This window comes from Vibrio sp. V38_P2S17PM301 (assembly GCF_009904845.1).
Classification (GTDB): Bacteria; Pseudomonadota; Gammaproteobacteria; order Enterobacterales; family Vibrionaceae; genus Vibrio; species Vibrio proteolyticus.
Map to the genome: position 1 here is coordinate 128,776 of NZ_WXWO01000052.1, position 15,557 is coordinate 144,332.

Annotated in this window: 13 protein-coding genes; 5 read left to right on the forward strand and 8 right to left on the reverse strand. The window is 51.7% G+C overall.

Annotated elements, in window-relative coordinates; translation table 11 throughout:
* The first annotated feature begins 10 nt into the window (after nt 1-10).
* Nucleotides 11-739, forward strand: a complete 729-nt coding sequence (locus CAG64_RS11795) for a glutathione peroxidase (RefSeq protein ID WP_021704518.1) — start codon at nt 11-13, stop codon at nt 737-739.
* 171 nt (nt 740-910) lie between these two features.
* Nucleotides 911-1,159 (forward strand): DUF3624 domain-containing protein, encoded by a 249-nt coding sequence (locus tag CAG64_RS11800; protein WP_021704519.1) that lies wholly within the window; start codon nt 911-913, stop codon nt 1,157-1,159.
* A 215-nt stretch (nt 1,160-1,374) separates the two neighbouring features.
* Here CAG64_RS11800 and argH read toward each other — a convergent pair whose 3' ends face one another.
* The 4 genes from argH to argC all read right to left on the reverse strand — a co-directional run bounded on the left by argH (nt 1,375) and on the right by argC (nt 6,650).
* Nucleotides 1,375-3,249 (reverse strand): argininosuccinate lyase, encoded by a 1,875-nt coding sequence (gene argH, locus CAG64_RS11805; protein WP_021704520.1) that lies wholly within the window; start codon nt 3,247-3,249, stop codon nt 1,375-1,377.
* A 270-nt stretch (nt 3,250-3,519) separates the two neighbouring features.
* Complete coding sequence (locus tag CAG64_RS11810) at nt 3,520-4,740, reverse strand: argininosuccinate synthase (protein WP_021704521.1); 1,221 nt, start codon at nt 4,738-4,740, stop codon at nt 3,520-3,522.
* Between the two features lie 97 nt (nt 4,741-4,837).
* Nucleotides 4,838-5,629 (reverse strand): acetylglutamate kinase, encoded by a 792-nt coding sequence (gene argB, locus CAG64_RS11815; RefSeq protein ID WP_021704522.1) that lies wholly within the window; start codon nt 5,627-5,629, stop codon nt 4,838-4,840.
* Nucleotides 5,630-5,648: 19 nt separating this feature from the next.
* A complete protein-coding gene (gene argC, locus CAG64_RS11820; RefSeq protein ID WP_161448625.1) occupies nt 5,649-6,650 on the reverse strand; it encodes an N-acetyl-gamma-glutamyl-phosphate reductase in 1,002 nt (333 codons plus the stop codon).
* A 154-nt stretch (nt 6,651-6,804) separates the two neighbouring features.
* Between argC and argE the strand changes: the two genes are divergently transcribed.
* The 3 genes from argE (at nt 6,805) to CAG64_RS11835 (ending at nt 11,786) form a co-directional block, all read left to right on the forward strand.
* Entirely contained in the window at nt 6,805-7,941 is a 1,137-nt protein-coding gene (gene argE / locus CAG64_RS11825) for an acetylornithine deacetylase (protein ID WP_021704524.1), read from the forward strand.
* A 232-nt stretch (nt 7,942-8,173) separates the two neighbouring features.
* Nucleotides 8,174-10,807, forward strand: a complete 2,634-nt coding sequence (gene ppc / locus CAG64_RS11830; protein WP_161457270.1) for a phosphoenolpyruvate carboxylase — start codon at nt 8,174-8,176, stop codon at nt 10,805-10,807.
* A 439-nt stretch (nt 10,808-11,246) separates the two neighbouring features.
* Nucleotides 11,247-11,786: a PadR family transcriptional regulator gene (locus tag CAG64_RS11835; protein WP_161453623.1), complete on the forward strand. Its 540-nt coding sequence runs from the start codon at nt 11,247-11,249 to the stop codon at nt 11,784-11,786.
* A gap of 110 nt (nt 11,787-11,896) precedes the next feature.
* Here the strand turns inward: CAG64_RS11835 and cysE are convergent, their stop codons facing one another.
* The 4 genes from cysE to CAG64_RS11855 all read right to left on the reverse strand — a co-directional run bounded on the left by cysE (nt 11,897) and on the right by CAG64_RS11855 (nt 15,045).
* Complete coding sequence (gene cysE / locus CAG64_RS11840) at nt 11,897-12,718, reverse strand: serine O-acetyltransferase (RefSeq protein WP_021704527.1); 822 nt, start codon at nt 12,716-12,718, stop codon at nt 11,897-11,899.
* A 72-nt stretch (nt 12,719-12,790) separates the two neighbouring features.
* The gene (gene gpsA / locus CAG64_RS11845) at nt 12,791-13,828 is read right to left on the reverse strand and encodes an NAD(P)H-dependent glycerol-3-phosphate dehydrogenase (protein ID WP_161457269.1); all 1,038 of its coding nucleotides are present in this window, start codon (nt 13,826-13,828) and stop codon (nt 12,791-12,793) included.
* 135 nt (nt 13,829-13,963) lie between these two features.
* Nucleotides 13,964-14,431 (reverse strand): protein-export chaperone SecB, encoded by a 468-nt coding sequence (gene secB, locus CAG64_RS11850; protein ID WP_021704529.1) that lies wholly within the window; start codon nt 14,429-14,431, stop codon nt 13,964-13,966.
* Nucleotides 14,432-14,610: 179 nt separating this feature from the next.
* Nucleotides 14,611-15,045 (reverse strand): rhodanese-like domain-containing protein, encoded by a 435-nt coding sequence (locus tag CAG64_RS11855; RefSeq protein ID WP_021704530.1) that lies wholly within the window; start codon nt 15,043-15,045, stop codon nt 14,611-14,613.
* Nucleotides 15,046-15,557 lie beyond the last annotated feature (512 nt).

A 15,557-nucleotide genomic window follows, 5' to 3' on the forward strand; every position in this document is an offset into this window, starting at 1 on the left:
AGGAAACCGTATGTTTGCATCGAAAGAAGGCCAGGCTGTACCACAAGTGACTTTCCCTACCCGTCAGGGCGATAGCTGGGTCAATGTCACCAGCGACGAGCTGTTTAACAACCGAACCGTGATCGTTTTCAGTCTGCCGGGTGCCTTCACGCCGACCTGCTCATCCAGCCATTTGCCACGATACAACGAGCTGTTTCCGGTGTTTAAAGAACATGGGGTCGACGCCATCTTATGTGTATCGGTGAACGATGCTTTTGTGATGAACGCATGGAAAAACGATCAGGAAGCGGACAACATTACGTTCATTCCTGACGGTAACGGTGAGTTTACTCAGGGAATGGGCATGCTGGTGAACAAAAATGAGCTCGGATTTGGTCCGCGCTCTTGGCGCTACAGCATGCTGGTCAAAAACGGCATTGTGGCCAAAATGTTTATCGAACCGAATGAACCGGGCGACCCGTTCAAAGTGTCTGACGCAGATACTATGCTGGCTTATGTGGCGCCCGAGTACAAAGTGCAGGAGTCGATCACCGTATTCAGCAAACCAGGCTGTCCATTCTGCGTCAAGGCCAAACAAAACCTGATTGACCACGGTTTGCAATACGAAGAAGTGATCTTGGGCAAAGATGCCACAACCGTCAGCCTGCGTGCCATCTCCGGCCGCTCAACTGTACCCCAAGTCTTTATCGGCGGAAAACACATCGGTGGCAGCGAAGAGCTGGAAAGCTACCTGGGCTGAACCTTATTCGGCTGACGCATCGCGCACTCCTGGACACCCCCCAACGCCTCTTCACTGCTGTGGCACGAAGAGGCGTTTCTCTGTTTTGCCCGACAATACAACCCTAAAAAAAGCCAGACGATCACCTCATGACTTCGCGATATACTGTCAAGGTAGAGTGCGGAGGAAGGCATGGGATGTCATGACTGCCAGGAAAACTGGTTCTGGAAGAAAATCGGCCGTTGTCAGCGCTGCATGGATCAGCTGACGGTCTTATCTGTGTTGTGCTGGATTATCTGGTGGCTGGGATTTCGTCACGATCCGGCCAGTATTGAGTCGATCAGTTTGATCATTGCCGGCTTTGCGTTTAACGGGTTGCTGTTTTTGCATCTGTGGATGCGCTTTGTGATCCTGCCCTGGCGCAAACGGCAAAGAAAATAGCGCACATTACTCGCCAGTCAGCCGAATAGTCAGAGCCATCTGCCAGATACAAAAAAGCCCCAAAACCAAACTGTAGTCTCGGGGCCCTCTTAGATTCTTCTAAGAAAAAGCAGTGGTACTTTAATAGACTCTGCCTTTTCTTATTGGTTCCCAAAAATTCGATCTTTTTTGATCTTTTTTCTGAGAAAACTTAAACATCGATAACAATCAATCAGTTAAGCAACATTCACGCGAGTAATAACTTGTTCAACGAGATTGATCTCCAACGCCACTTCATCACAGGCATGCTGACGCGGGCACTGGTCACAGTCTTTGAGGACTTTTTCCGGCAGCAAGGATTTCGAGGTCGGTAAAAAGGCCTGCTTCATAAAAAACTCCGGCGTACGGGTCAGGACAAACACTTTTTTGATCGCCATCTGACGCGCTTTCTCCACCAAGTGCTGCACAATCGCCGTGCCCTGTCCCTGGCCTTGCCAACCAGCTTCAATCCCGAGTGAACGGATTTCGGCCAGTCCTGAATCATAAACGTACAGCGAAGCACACCCGGTGACTTCCCCGTGATGTTCGGCGACAGCAAATGAGCCGATGTCGCGCACCAACTCACTGCGCGAGCGCGGCAGGTTCTCGCCAAGGTTCGCCCAGTAAGCCACCATACCTTCGAGCGCTTCAATATCCGTCAGCCTCGCCGAGCGCACTTTGACCGCAGACGCATCGCGTTTATCCAGACGCTTCTCCGCCTCATTCACCGCATAAGCGACCTGCTTGGGTGACACACCACCGAGCGCGCAACGCTTCTCCAGGCAGGATTCGATGGTCAGAATCGCATACACATCCGCTTCAATCACCTCCGAGAACGCTTTCAGCTCTGGCAGTGACAACTCTTCCAGTGCGCAGCCTTTCTCTATTGCTCCGACCACCGCCACACCAACGATGTGGTGCGCTTCCCGGAACGGAATCCCCTTGGCCACTAAATAATCGGCCAGTTCAGTGGCATTGGCGTACCCCTGTTTCGCCGCCTCCAGCGTCCGCTCAGCATTCACTTTAATGCCATCAAAGCACAACGCCGCCATTTCCATGCAATCGTTCCAGGTGTCAAGCGCATCAAACAGGCCTTCTTTGTCTTCCTGCATGTCTTTGTTGTACGCCAACGGCAAGGCTTTAACGGTCATCATCATGGCCGCCAGAGCGCCGTAAACCCGACCGGTTTTCCCCCGAATCAACTCCAGAGCATCCGGGTTCTTTTTCTGAGGCATCAACGACGAGCCTGATGTCACGGTATCCGCCAGTTCAATAAAACCGGACTCCCCCGAATTATAGAAGATCATATCTTCCGCCAGACGCGACAGGTGGAGCATCGACACCGACGCCACCGACATCAGTTCCATGACGTGATCGCGATCCGATACCGAATCGAGTGAGTTACGGGTAGCACGCTGAAAACCCAGATTGTGCGCCAGTTTTTCCCGATCAATCGCATAAGCGGTTCCGGCCAGCGCACCCGAACCGAGCGGGCACGTGTCGAGCCGCTTGAGCGCGTCAGCAAGACGTGAATAGTCCCGCTCAAACATCTCCACGTAGGCCAGACACCAGTGAGCAAAGGTCACCGGCTGTGCCCGTTGTAAATGAGTATAACCCGGTAACACGGTGTTCTGATGCTGACTGGCAACCTCAACCATTTTGACCTGGAGCCGATCGAGCGCCATCAGCAGTTGGTGCCCTTGTTGACGACACCAGAGTTTCAGATCGGTCGCCACCTGATCGTTCCGTGACCGGCCGGTATGCAGCTTTTTGCCCAGATCTCCGACTTTGCCAATCAACTGTTGCTCCACCCATGAGTGAATGTCTTCGGCATCGGAGCGCAGGATCTGGTGTGGGTCTTCCATCACCTCGAGCTTAAGCTCATTGAGCGCCAACTCTAGCTTCTGCTGCTCTTCATCCGTCAGTACCTCGACTGACAGCAGTGCTTTTGACCAGGCAATCGAGCCGACAATGTCCTGCTCAGCCAATCGGTAGTCAAAGCGAAGTGAATCGTTGAATTCTTTGAACCGTGTGTCTGCCGCTTGGGTAAATCTTCCGCCCCATAATGCCATTGCGTCTCTCCTAATGCTCACTATTCACTGCTGTGCTACGATGGTACCTGACTCGCAATCAGGTTATTTTTTGTGTTCGTCAACGTTACGGTATGTTGAACAAAAAATAAAGTAAAAATTCACTTTTAAAACATACTTATTCACGACGTAAACTTATCACTACAACGAGCCTATCTCTGTAAAAATAAAGCCCGCTTGCATAAACAAGCGGGCTTTGTTGTTCCACCATCAGATGAGTATTTATTTTATCGCCTGACGATACGACAACCGTTACTGACGCTTTTTGGCTTCATTGAGCGCCCGGATGCGGCTCGACAGCGAGTACAGGCGGATGAAGCCGCCAGCATGGCTGTGATCGTACACGTCGTCATCACCAAAGGTGGCGAACTCTTCGGAATACAAACTGTTGTCGGAACGCTTCTGCGTAACCGTTGCCTGACCTTTGTACAGTTTCACGACAACTTCACCGTTGACGTCCTGTGCCAGTTCTTCAGACGCGGCCAGAATAGATTTGCACAGTGGTGTGAACCAGCGACCATCATACACCAGATGCGACGCTTTCAGGCCCAGCTCTTCACGAAACTCAAACGCACTTTTATCCAGCACCAGTTGCTCTACAGCGCGCAGCGCTTCCATCATGATGGCGCCTCCCGGAGTTTCGTAGCAGCCACGGGATTTCATACCGACCAAACGGTTCTCAACGATGTCGATACGGCCGACGCCATGTTTGGCACCTTTTTCATTCAGGTATACCAGTGCGTTGTACGGCGTCATCTGTTCACCATCGACACAGACCACTTCGCCCTTAGCGACTTTCAGCGTGACATACTCTGCTTCGTTTGGCGCCTGCTCCGGATCCACGGTCCAGACCCAACAGTCTTCGTTCGGTGCATTCCAGGTATCTTCCAGTACACCGCCTTCGGTTGAGATGTGCCAAGCGTTTGCGTCACGTGAGTAAATCTTGGTTAGTGATGCGCTGCACGGAATGTTACGCTCAGCCAGGTAATCCAGACACTCTTCACGGCTGACCAGATCCCATTCACGCCATGGAGCGATCACATGCAGATCCGGCGCCAGTGCCGCAAATGCACCTTCAAAACGTACCTGGTCATTACCTTTACCGGTACAGCCGTGACACAGTGCATCGGCCCCTACCTGACGTGCAATCTCTACCTGTGCTTTGGCGATGATCGGCCGTGCCATTGACGTGCCAAGCAGATATTTCCCTTCATAATAAGCACCGGTTTTCAGCGTCGGATAGATGTACTCGGCCACCATTTCTTCTTTCAGGTCAACCACGTAGCATTCGGACGCACCCGATGCCTTGGCTTTCTCTTCAATCCCGACCAGCTCATCTTCACCCTGACCAACATCAGCCACAAACGCGACCACTTCACAATCGTAATTCTCTTTCAGCCACGGGATGATCACTGAGGTATCCAGACCGCCAGAATATGCGACAACAACTTTATTCACTTCAACTTTGCTCATTTTCTCTCTCCTAATTTCCCCAGCCTGCGCCTGGCGGTCAGTGCTCAGGAATACTTCCATTCTTTGCTCTTTCAATTGTCTGGGTGTTTTTGCGCGGTTACTGCGGCAAAAACTGAGTCCCAATACTTGTGCCGCCAAACAGCTGCGTCAGTTTTTCAGGGTAACGCCAGGTGGCCACTTCTATCGGCCGACCCAGGTCCGCTGCCGCCTGTAACGCCGCTTGGACTTTGACGATCATGCCGTCGGTGATGACCTGCCCCTCGATCAGCTTATTGGCCTGAACTTCATCCAGTCGCTTAATCAAATGGCCTTTGCCATCCAGCACACCGCTGACGTCCGACAGCAACACCAGCTCCGCATCCATCGCCCCCGCAACAGCGACGGCCGCCTGATCAGCATTGACGTTCATCATCTGACCGTCCGTCGTCAGGCCAATGGAACTGATGATCGGCAGTGCACCGGTCGCAAGGATCGCTTGCAACACCGCTGAGTTGCCGGGCAACGCTTTGCCAACCGCGCCAAGCTCCGCGTCCAGCTCTTCCACCACGCACAAACCGCCATCCGCCAGACTCAGACCCACCGCATTCAAGCCATCTTTGATCGCCTGACCTTGTAGCATCTTGTTCGCCGTGCCCGCCAAAGCGCCGGCAATCAATGGAATCTGATCGTACGGGGTCACCCGCAAACCGTGTTTTTTCTCGGTTTTGAGCTGAAGCTTGCTCATCAGATCGTCCACCAGATAACCCCCACCGTGGACGATCACAATTCGTCGCTGAGCCTGATTCTGGTAGTCAGCAATCGCGCCAAAAACCTGGCTGAGCGTTTCAGTGCAAGACAATGCCGCACCGCCTAATTTGATCACCAATGGTGTCATGTTGTTATCCGTCATAACGTTTCCTTCAGCCTGCTTACAGCAGCGCAGTTAACTCAGAAAAACCGTAGTGAATGTTTAAACACTGCATCGCTTGACTCGATGCGCCTTTGAGCAAGTTATCGATCGCCGCGATGACAATGATGTGCTCGCCCTGAACCTTCCAGCTGATATCGCAGAAAGGGGTAAATTCAACGTCCTGAATCCGGGGGATGGTGGTTTTGATTCGAACCGCCGGCTTATCCTGATAGGCCTGATGAAAAGCCTGTTCGATTGCGTCTGCGGTCACACCCGGTTGCAACTTCATGGTAATCGTCGCCAGAATGCCGCGCTTAAAGTTGCCCAGATGAGGCGTGAATATCACGTCGCACCCCAGATGATGGGCAATTTCCGGCTGATGACGGTGCGTAAACACGCCGTATGGCTGCAAGCTCACTTCACAGAAGCTGTTGGTCATCGAGGCTTTACGCCCGGCACCGGAGACACCACTGGTGGCGTTGATCACAGGCCATTGGCCGACATCCAGCAAACCGGCGCAAACCAAAGGCTTGATCGCCAGTTGAGAAGCGGTCGGGTAGCATCCTGCCACGGCAATCAACTGAGCCTGTTTAATAGCCTCGCCATTCCATTCCGCCAGACCATATGCCGCGTTATCCAGCCACTCGGCGTGCTGATGTGTAAAGCCATAAAAATCGGTGTAAAACGCATCATTTTTCACCCGGAAGGCACCGGATAAATCAAACACTTGGCAACCGTGATCCAGCAGTATTGGGGCGATGTCATGGCTGACCTCATGCGCCGTTGCCAAAAACACCACATCCGCCTCTTTGGCGACCTGTGCCACGTCCACCAGAGGCTGCACCACCTGCTGCACCACACCGGAGAGTTTGCCGTGCAACTGAGAAATACACTTTCCGGCATCCAGGCTATTTGCAGACACGTATAAACCTGCTAGCGTGAGTTGAGGGTGTTTTTCCACCATGAGGGCCAACTCGGCCCCGGTGTAACCGCTGGCGCCAATGATTGTGGTTTTAAGCATCTCAGACATCCCGATTCAAGGTAAAAAGCACACTTTAAAAGTGATTATTAATCTAACAAAAAGAGCTTATAATGATTTTTTATTCACTCGATATGATTTAATATGTGTTTTACCGATTTAATGTATTTCTGTCAACCGTAGAAGCGAAGATAATATGCAATTACCGAGTTTTATTGAGGTCTACCGTGGCCTGATTTCGACCTCTTCCATCAGTTCTACCGACCCGAGTTGGGACGAAGGCAACAGCAAAGTGATTGAAAAGCTTGCCACCTGGTTAAAAGATCTCGGCTTTGAGGTGCAGGTGACCGAAGTGGAACCGGGTAAAATGAACCTGTTGGCGAAAAAGGGTCAGGGGGAAGGCGGATTGCTGCTGGCTGGTCACTCTGACACCGTCCCCTTCGATCAGGGGCGCTGGAACTACGATCCACACGCACTGACCGAAGACAACAACCGGTTTTACGGGCTCGGGACAGCCGACATGAAAGGCTTTTTTGCATTTATTGTAGAGGCCGTCAAAAAGGTCGACTGGAGTAAGCAAAGCAAGCCCCTCTATATCCTCGCCACCTGCGATGAAGAGACCACGATGCTGGGCGCACGCCACTTTACCGCCGATGCGCCAGTCAAGCCGGACTATTGCATCATCGGTGAACCCACCAGTCTGGTGCCGATCCGGGGCCACAAAGGTCACGTTGCCAATGCGATCCGAGTCACCGGGAAATCCGGCCACTCCTCCGATCCGGCGCTGGGCGTCAACGCGATTGAGATCATGCATGAAGTGCTGTTTGCCATGATGCAACTGCGCGATCGTCTGATCAAAGAGTACCACCATCCGGGATTTGCGATTCCAAGCCCGACCCTCAATCTCGGTCATATTCACGGCGGTGACAGCGCTAACCGTATCTGTGGTTGCTGTGAACTGCACTACGACGTGCGCCCCTTACCGGGCATTAGCCTGGACGGCCTGAACAATATGTTGCGTGACGCGCTGAAAGAGATTGAAACTAAATGGCCGGGCCGGATTGCTATTACACCACTGCACGAGCCTATTCCCGGCTACGAATGCGAGCACGACCATCCGTTTATCAGCAGCATGGAAGGCATTTGCAATACCGCTTCACAAACGGTCAACTACTGTACCGAAGCCCCCTTCCTGCAGCAGTTGTGTCCGACACTGGTCCTCGGTCCGGGCTCAATTGATCAGGCCCATCAGCCGGATGAGTTTCTCGCGTTCGAATTTATCGATCCGACGATCAATATTCTGTCGAAGGCGATGTACCAATACTGCTTCTGATCGGCCAGACAACGCGTACCTCAGATCAGTATGTGCGGTTGTCGTCTGGCAGACTTTTTTGTAATTAACTTTCAACATATTCCGACAAAATGACGAATTGAATACATCGCGACGGATACGCGTAATAATTGCAAACTTAAGCGGCTTTATTTGACTCCGAGCAATATTTTTAGCTAGATTGGGTGTCTAATAAGGAACATTGGATGTAATTTTTTTTCAAGGCAGGAAGACAATGAACGAAAAATACGCTGCGCTCAAAAGTAACGTAAGTATGCTGGGCCATCTGCTTGGTAACACCATTCGCGACGCTGAAGGCGACGTTATTTTAGAGAAAGTAGAAACGATTCGTAAACTTTCCAAGTCTGCCCGCTCAGGCAGTCAGGAAGACCGAGAGCGCCTGATCGAAGAGATAAAAAGTCTGCCGAATGAGCAGCTAACACCGGTTGCACGCGCCTTTAACCAATTTCTGAATCTGACCAACATCGCCGAGCAATACCACACCATTTCACGTCATTGTGAAGAACACGTGTGTGAACCGGACGCCATCAATGCCCTGTTCAGCAAACTGACCCAAAATGACATCAGTAAGCTGGACACTGCGCAGGCCATTCGGGATCTGAACATCGAGCTGGTCCTGACCGCGCACCCAACCGAAATTACCCGTCGGACCATGATCAATAAGCTGGTCAAGATTAACGAATGCCTCTCCAAGCTTGAGCTGAGCGACCTGGCTCCGAAAGAGCGGCATAAAACAGAGCGTCGCCTTGATCAATTGATTGCCCAAAGCTGGCACTCGGATGAGATCCGTAAACAGCGCCCAACCCCACTGGACGAAGCCAAATGGGGCTTTGCGGTGGTCGAAAACTCGCTGTGGGACGCCGTGCCGGACTTTTTGCGCGAGCTGGATGAACGCCTGAGCCACTACATCGGTGAAGGACTGCCGATTGATGCACGTCCGGTGCATTTCTCATCCTGGATGGGCGGCGACCGTGACGGTAACCCGTTTGTCACCCACACCATTACCCGCGAAGTGCTGCTGCTGTCGCGCTGGAAAGCCGCCGATCTCTACCTGGCTGACATCAATGAGCTGATCAGCGAACTGTCGATGACCAAGAGCAACGACGCCGTACGCGCGCTGGCGGGTGACGACGAGCACGAGCCTTACCGTGCCATTTTGAAACAGCTGCGTAGCCTGCTGAACGAAACCAAAGAGATCCTCGACGCCAAAATCCATGGCCAAAAACTGGCGGTTAAAGCCCCGCTGCAAAAAGTGGATCAGCTGTGGGAACCACTTTACGCCTGTTACCAGTCTCTGCACGAATGCGGGATGGGCGTGATTGCCGATGGCTCACTACTGGACACGCTGCGCCGGGTGAAAGCGTTTGGCGTCCATCTGGTTCGCCTTGATATCCGCCAGGAAAGCACCCGTCATTCTGATGTACTGTCAGAGCTGACCCGTTACCTTGGTATCGGCGACTACGATCAATGGAGCGAGCAAGATAAAATTGCCTTCCTGACCAATGAACTGGCCTCGAAGCGCCCGTTGCTTCCACTCGACTGGCAGCCATCTGAACCGGTAAAGGAAGTGCTCGATACCTGTAAAATCATCGCCGTTCAGCCCCGAGAAGCCTTTGGCGCCTATGTAATTTCCATGGCGCGCACGGCGTCTGATGTTCTGGCCGTACACCTGCTGCTGCAAGAAGCTGGCTGCCCATACCGCATGGATGTCTGCCCACTGTTTGAGACGCTGGACGATCTGAACAACGCTGAAGCGGTGATTCAACAGTTGATGGGCATCGATCTGTATCGCGGCTTTATTCAAAACCACCAAATGGTGATGATCGGTTACTCCGATTCAGCCAAAGACGCCGGTGTGATGGCGGCAGGCTGGGCTCAGTACCACGCGATGGAATCCCTGGTCAAAGTGGCCGAGGCCGAAGGCGTGGAACTGACGCTGTTCCACGGCCGGGGAGGAACAGTCGGCCGTGGCGGCGCACCAGCGCATGCGGCCCTGCTGTCTCAGCCTCCGAAAAGCCTCAAAGGCGGCCTGCGCGTTACCGAGCAGGGCGAGATGATTCGCTTTAAACTGGGTCTGCCGGATGTCGCGGTCAACAGTTTTAATCTGTACGCGAGCGCCATACTGGAAGCCAACCTGCTGCCACCGCCAGAGCCAAAGCAAGAGTGGCGCGATCTGATGGAAGTGTTGTCGCAAGTCAGCTGTGAAGCCTATCGCGGTGTGGTACGTGGCGAAGCGGACTTTGTCCCCTACTTCCGCCAGGCGACTCCAGAACTGGAGTTGGGCAAACTGCCGCTGGGTTCACGCCCTGCGAAGCGCAACCCGAAGGGTGGAGTGGAAAGCCTGCGTGCGATTCCCTGGATTTTCTCCTGGAGCCAGAACCGTCTGGTTCTGCCTGCGTGGCTCGGTGCCGGCGAAGCGATTCAGTATTCAATCGACCAGGGCCACCAGGCACTGCTGGAAGAAATGTGTCGTGAGTGGCCGTTCTTCTCAACCCGTTTAGGTATGCTGGAAATGGTCTACTCGAAGTGTAACGCCGAGATCTCCCGTTACTACGACCAACGACTGGCCGATCCGGCGCTGCTGCCACTCGGAGACCGATTGCGCGCGCAATTGCAAAAAGACATCAAAGCCGTGCTCAATGTTGAGAACAACGAAAACCTGATGCAAAGCGATCCTTGGGGTCTGGAATCCATTCGTCTGAGAAATATCTACGTTGAGCCACTCAACATGCTCCAGGCAGAGCTGCTGTACCGGACAAGACAGACAGAAACCGCGTCACCAGAGCTGGAAGATGCGCTGATGGTCACCATTGCCGGGATTGCCGCTGGTATGCGTAACACCGGTTAAACTGGCGAATTCATCCGCCACAAGTATAAATTCGAGGCCAACGTATCACGTTGGCCTTTTGTTTATTCTGCTTACACACTCATTTATGAGAGCATAAAAATTCACAAAAAGGTCAATTAAGACCAACATTTAAGAATTTAAAACTACTTACAAATTAATATTGAGTGTTTTGTCAGTTTTTTGGGCAATTTTGTCCATCTATTCTACTTTATGCTTATTATTTAGATATACTAGTTTCCCTCTGCGGGAACACAATCATACCCATATATCCGCAGTCTTCGATTTACATATCGATCTAGGTGATAAACGGCTTATAAGGTGACATGACCAACATTGATGTTGGCGTTGTTTGAGTGAACTGATGATGAAGTGCCTTTAGAAGCACAACGGTAACTCGAACAGTTGTTTTTTGAGTTTATTGACCATTTGGATTGAAGACATGTCATTACCACACGTTATCCTTACTGTTCTGAGCACACGAGATGCCACCGGATACGATATCACTAAAGAGTTTTCCGCCAGCATCGGCTATTTCTGGAAAGCCAGCCACCAACAAGTATACCGCGAGCTGAACAAAATGGCTCAAAATGGTCTGGTGACCTGTGTATTAGAGCCCCAGGAAGGCAAGCCAGATCGTAAGGTTTATTCTATTACAGATGCCGGCCGAAGTGCGCTGGGTGAATGGTTCGATCAACCGACCGCTCATCCGACCGTACGCGATGAATTTTCTGCCAAACTGATGGCCTGTTCTGTGCAAGCGGCTGACCCATTCCGAGCTCAACTGGCGGAATTGGTCGAAGAATCACGTAAACTGGTTGCCCATTATCAGGAAATCGAAGCGGCTTACTACTCCACACCGTCTACCCTGGACAAGCATCAGCGTCTGGAACGCTTAACACTGCGTCGCAACCTGCTGGTGCGCAAAGCGTGGATCAGCTGGGCTGATGAAGTGCTGGCGGAGCTGGATGCGTTAAGCTGACATCCGGCTAACGGTTTAAGGGAAGGCTCGGCCTTCCCTTTTTATTGCATGTGGCTCAGCCACAACAAAAAGGCGCACTCAGTGGTGCGCCTGGTTATCTTTTCTACGGCTTAAATCCCGTCGCCGCCAATAAAACTTTGCGATCGACCATTGAACTGCTGGTCCATATCCAATGACGGTTTATCCGTTTTGGGCCGTCCAACAATCTTAGCGGGTACACCAGCGACTGTCGTATGTGGCGGCACTGGCTGGAGCACCACCGAACAAGAGCCAATTTTCGCCCCTTCTCCGACCTCAATATTGCCAAGAATTTTAGCCCCAGCCCCAATCATCACCCCTTCACGGATCTTAGGATGTCGATCGCCACACTCTTTCCCCGTACCACCGAGCGTTACGTCCTGCAAAATGGACACATCATCTTCCACCACGGCCGTTTCACCGATGACGATTCCTGTCGCGTGATCGAGCATGATCCCACGGCCGATGCGAGCTGCCGGATGGATGTCCACCTGACACGCCACCGAGATCTGATTCTGAAAATACGTCGCCAGTGCAATCCGGCCTTGCTTCCATAACCAGTTGGCCACCCGATAGCCCTGCAGAGCATGGTATCCCTTGAGATACAGCAATGGCATGGAATACATCGACACTGCCGGGTCACGGTTCACCGTTGCGCAGATATCACAAGCGGCCGCTTCGGTGATACACGAGTCGCTGTTAAACGCTTCTTCGACAACCTCGCGTACCGCCATGGCAGGCATGGAGGCGGTATTCAGTTTGTTCGCCAGGATGTAACTCAATGCGGCGGCCAAACTCTCGTGCTTAATGATGGTGGCATGGTAAAAGCTGGCCAGCATGGGCTCCTGCTCAGACTGCTCGCGCGCTTCCTGCACGATTGCTTTCCACACCCTCTGTTTTTCGCAATGTTTCATACTCGTTCCCGACCACCCAGCCTGCGTGACGATATGCCTTCATCGTCCCCACAGCGGGCGTTTTACGTGTGTCTATTTCCCTTCCGCTTTTTTATCGCGCGCCAGCAAATCCTGTGCGGCTAAGCGGGCATCTTTACCTTGATACAATACTTGATAAATCTGGTCAACTATCGGCATCTCAACACCCATCCGGCTGGCCAACAACCAGACTTCTTTGGTATTGCGGTAACCTTCGACTACCTGGCCAATCTCTTGTTGCGCCGTATCGACGTCTTTTCCCTGCCCTAGCGCGAGGCCAAAGCGGCGGTTCCGCGATTGGTTGTCTGTACAAGTCAGCACCAGATCACCCAATCCTGCCATGCCCATGAAGGTTTCAGGTTTGGCCCCCAGTGCCGCGCCCAGGCGTGACATTTCCGCCAAACCTCGGGTGATCAGTGCCGTACGGGCATTCGCCCCAAAACCAATCCCATCGGACATGCCTGCGCCAATCGCAATGACGTTTTTCACTGCTCCGCCCAGCTGCATGCCGATAAAATCATCGTTGGCATACACACGGAAGGTCTTACTGCAGTGGATTTTTTCTTGCAGGTCACGCACAAACTCGGTATCCGGTGATGCTACCGAAATGGCCGTGGGTAATCCCATCGCCAGCTCTTTAGCAAACGTCGGACCGGACAATGCTGCTAGCGAATAACCTTCACCCAGTACATCGTGCACCACTTCTTTCAGCAGACGCCCCGTTTCCGGCTCCAGCCCTTTGGTTGCCCAGCACAAGCGTGTGTCTGAGCGCAAATGCGGCTTGATGTTACCCAGTACAATCCCAAACACATGACTGGGCACCACGATCAGCAGATCACGACTGGCCTGCACCGCGTTACGCAGATCCGCTTCGATTATCAGTGACGGTGGGAAGGCCACATCAGGCAGAAAGGCATGGTTAGCGCGCTCAGCTTCCAGACGCGCCATATGCTCGGGATCATGCCCCCACAACACCACATTGGCACCATTTCTGGCCAGAGAAATGGCCAGGGAGGTACCATAGGAGCCCGCTCCCAGCACGGTCATGGCGATCTTTTTTCCGTACACATTATTCGCTTGTGACTCTGTCATCGATTTATCCACTCAAGTCTTTATTGAATAATAAACAAAAAATGCACAACGCATCGCTTTAAACCGATACTTTGTGCATTTTAATCTGCTTACTGCGGCGCCAAGCTAGCTTAACTCAGCGTCTGTACCGCGTGATTAGGCTTCCGCCTGACCTTCTTGCTGCGCTTGCTGCTGCAGGTAGTTCATGAACAGCGCATCGAAGTTGACTGGCGCCAGGTTCAGTTGCGGGAATGTGCCTTTTACGACCAGACTGGAGATAGTCTCACGTGCGTATGGGAACAGGATGTTTGGACAAAACGCGCCTAAGCAGTGCGCCAGTTGACCGGCTTCCATTTTTTCCGCTGTGAAGATACCACCTTGCTGAACTTCACACAGAAACGCCGTTTCTTCTTCGTTTTTCACTGTTACCGTCAAGCGAAGCACAACTTCGTACACACCTTCGCCCAACTCACGGCTTTGTGTGTCGAGATCCAGTTTCACATCCGGGTTCCACTCTTTCTGGAACATGATTGGTGAATTCGGCGCTTCAAACGACACATCTTTCAGGAAAATACGTTGAATTGCGAAGTTCTGTGCGTCTTGTTGTGGTGCTGCTTCAGCCATGGTTTTAATCCTTAAAAATTCTGTAATATCGAGTCTGGAATCAGACTAACGGAGAGACGTTACCATGACCAGATGAAGCAACCATTACGTGGAAAGCATCACATCTCTGGCAGGCAAACGCTGCCTTTTTAGACAGCGTCTCTCATATCAATGCATGCAAGGCGGGAGCCGAGCCGGAATTACTTTTTGCCACGAACCAACGGCAGGTTCGCTTCATTCCATGCAATCAGACCGTTCTTAAGCAGATTGACGTGTTCAAAGCCCGCTTTGGCCAGCAAGTTTGCACTTTCTTGCGCAGTTTGGCCGGTTTTGCATACCACAATGATTGGGTCAGATTTATGATTTTCAAGGCTACCTAAGTTACCCGCTTTGATGTCCGACGGCAAAATGTGAAGCGCATCGGTAATATGACCTTTTTTGAACTCGTCCTTAGTACGGATATCCACCACCACACCATTGTGGCGATTCATCAGTTCCGTAACCTGTGAGGCCGAGACCTCTTTATAAGCGGCACTCACTGACTTCATAATATTCATGATAAGGGCAATCACTAAGCCCGCCCATGCCAGCGAAAGAATCATATTTTGTTGAAAAAACTCGAAGTACTCTTGCATATTCTGTGCTCTTGCATGTAAAGGGCTGACATGTTCAGCCCACGTTGAATTCAGTCACGAAGTATAACGAGGATAGCCCGCCGAGGCGAGAGTTAAGGTACCGGAATCCTAGACCGGTTAACGTTACTCTCTGGCGCTCAAGTCACAACGTCCAATGACAGCTTCTCATCCATTTTGCTTGTGGAGACCATATTCACGCCAAACCAACAAATAACAATTCAATCACTAAACAAATACCCACAAATATAATGTGAAATAACCGCACCATTGAAAAATTAAATTTAATTGCGTGATATATATTCCACATTATGGATCAAAACTCTTCTTAATATTATAATCACTGCCACCATCATGACGTTAACGCATAACATCACTTAATCACCCGCATGGCTGGTCGTCATTGCTGACAACAACGAATTTGGCAATGACACAACAACTCAAAACAAAAAATAAAAAAGCTATAAAAATTAAAAGCTTAAAACAAAACCCTGAGTTGTGCATGTCCAATGAAT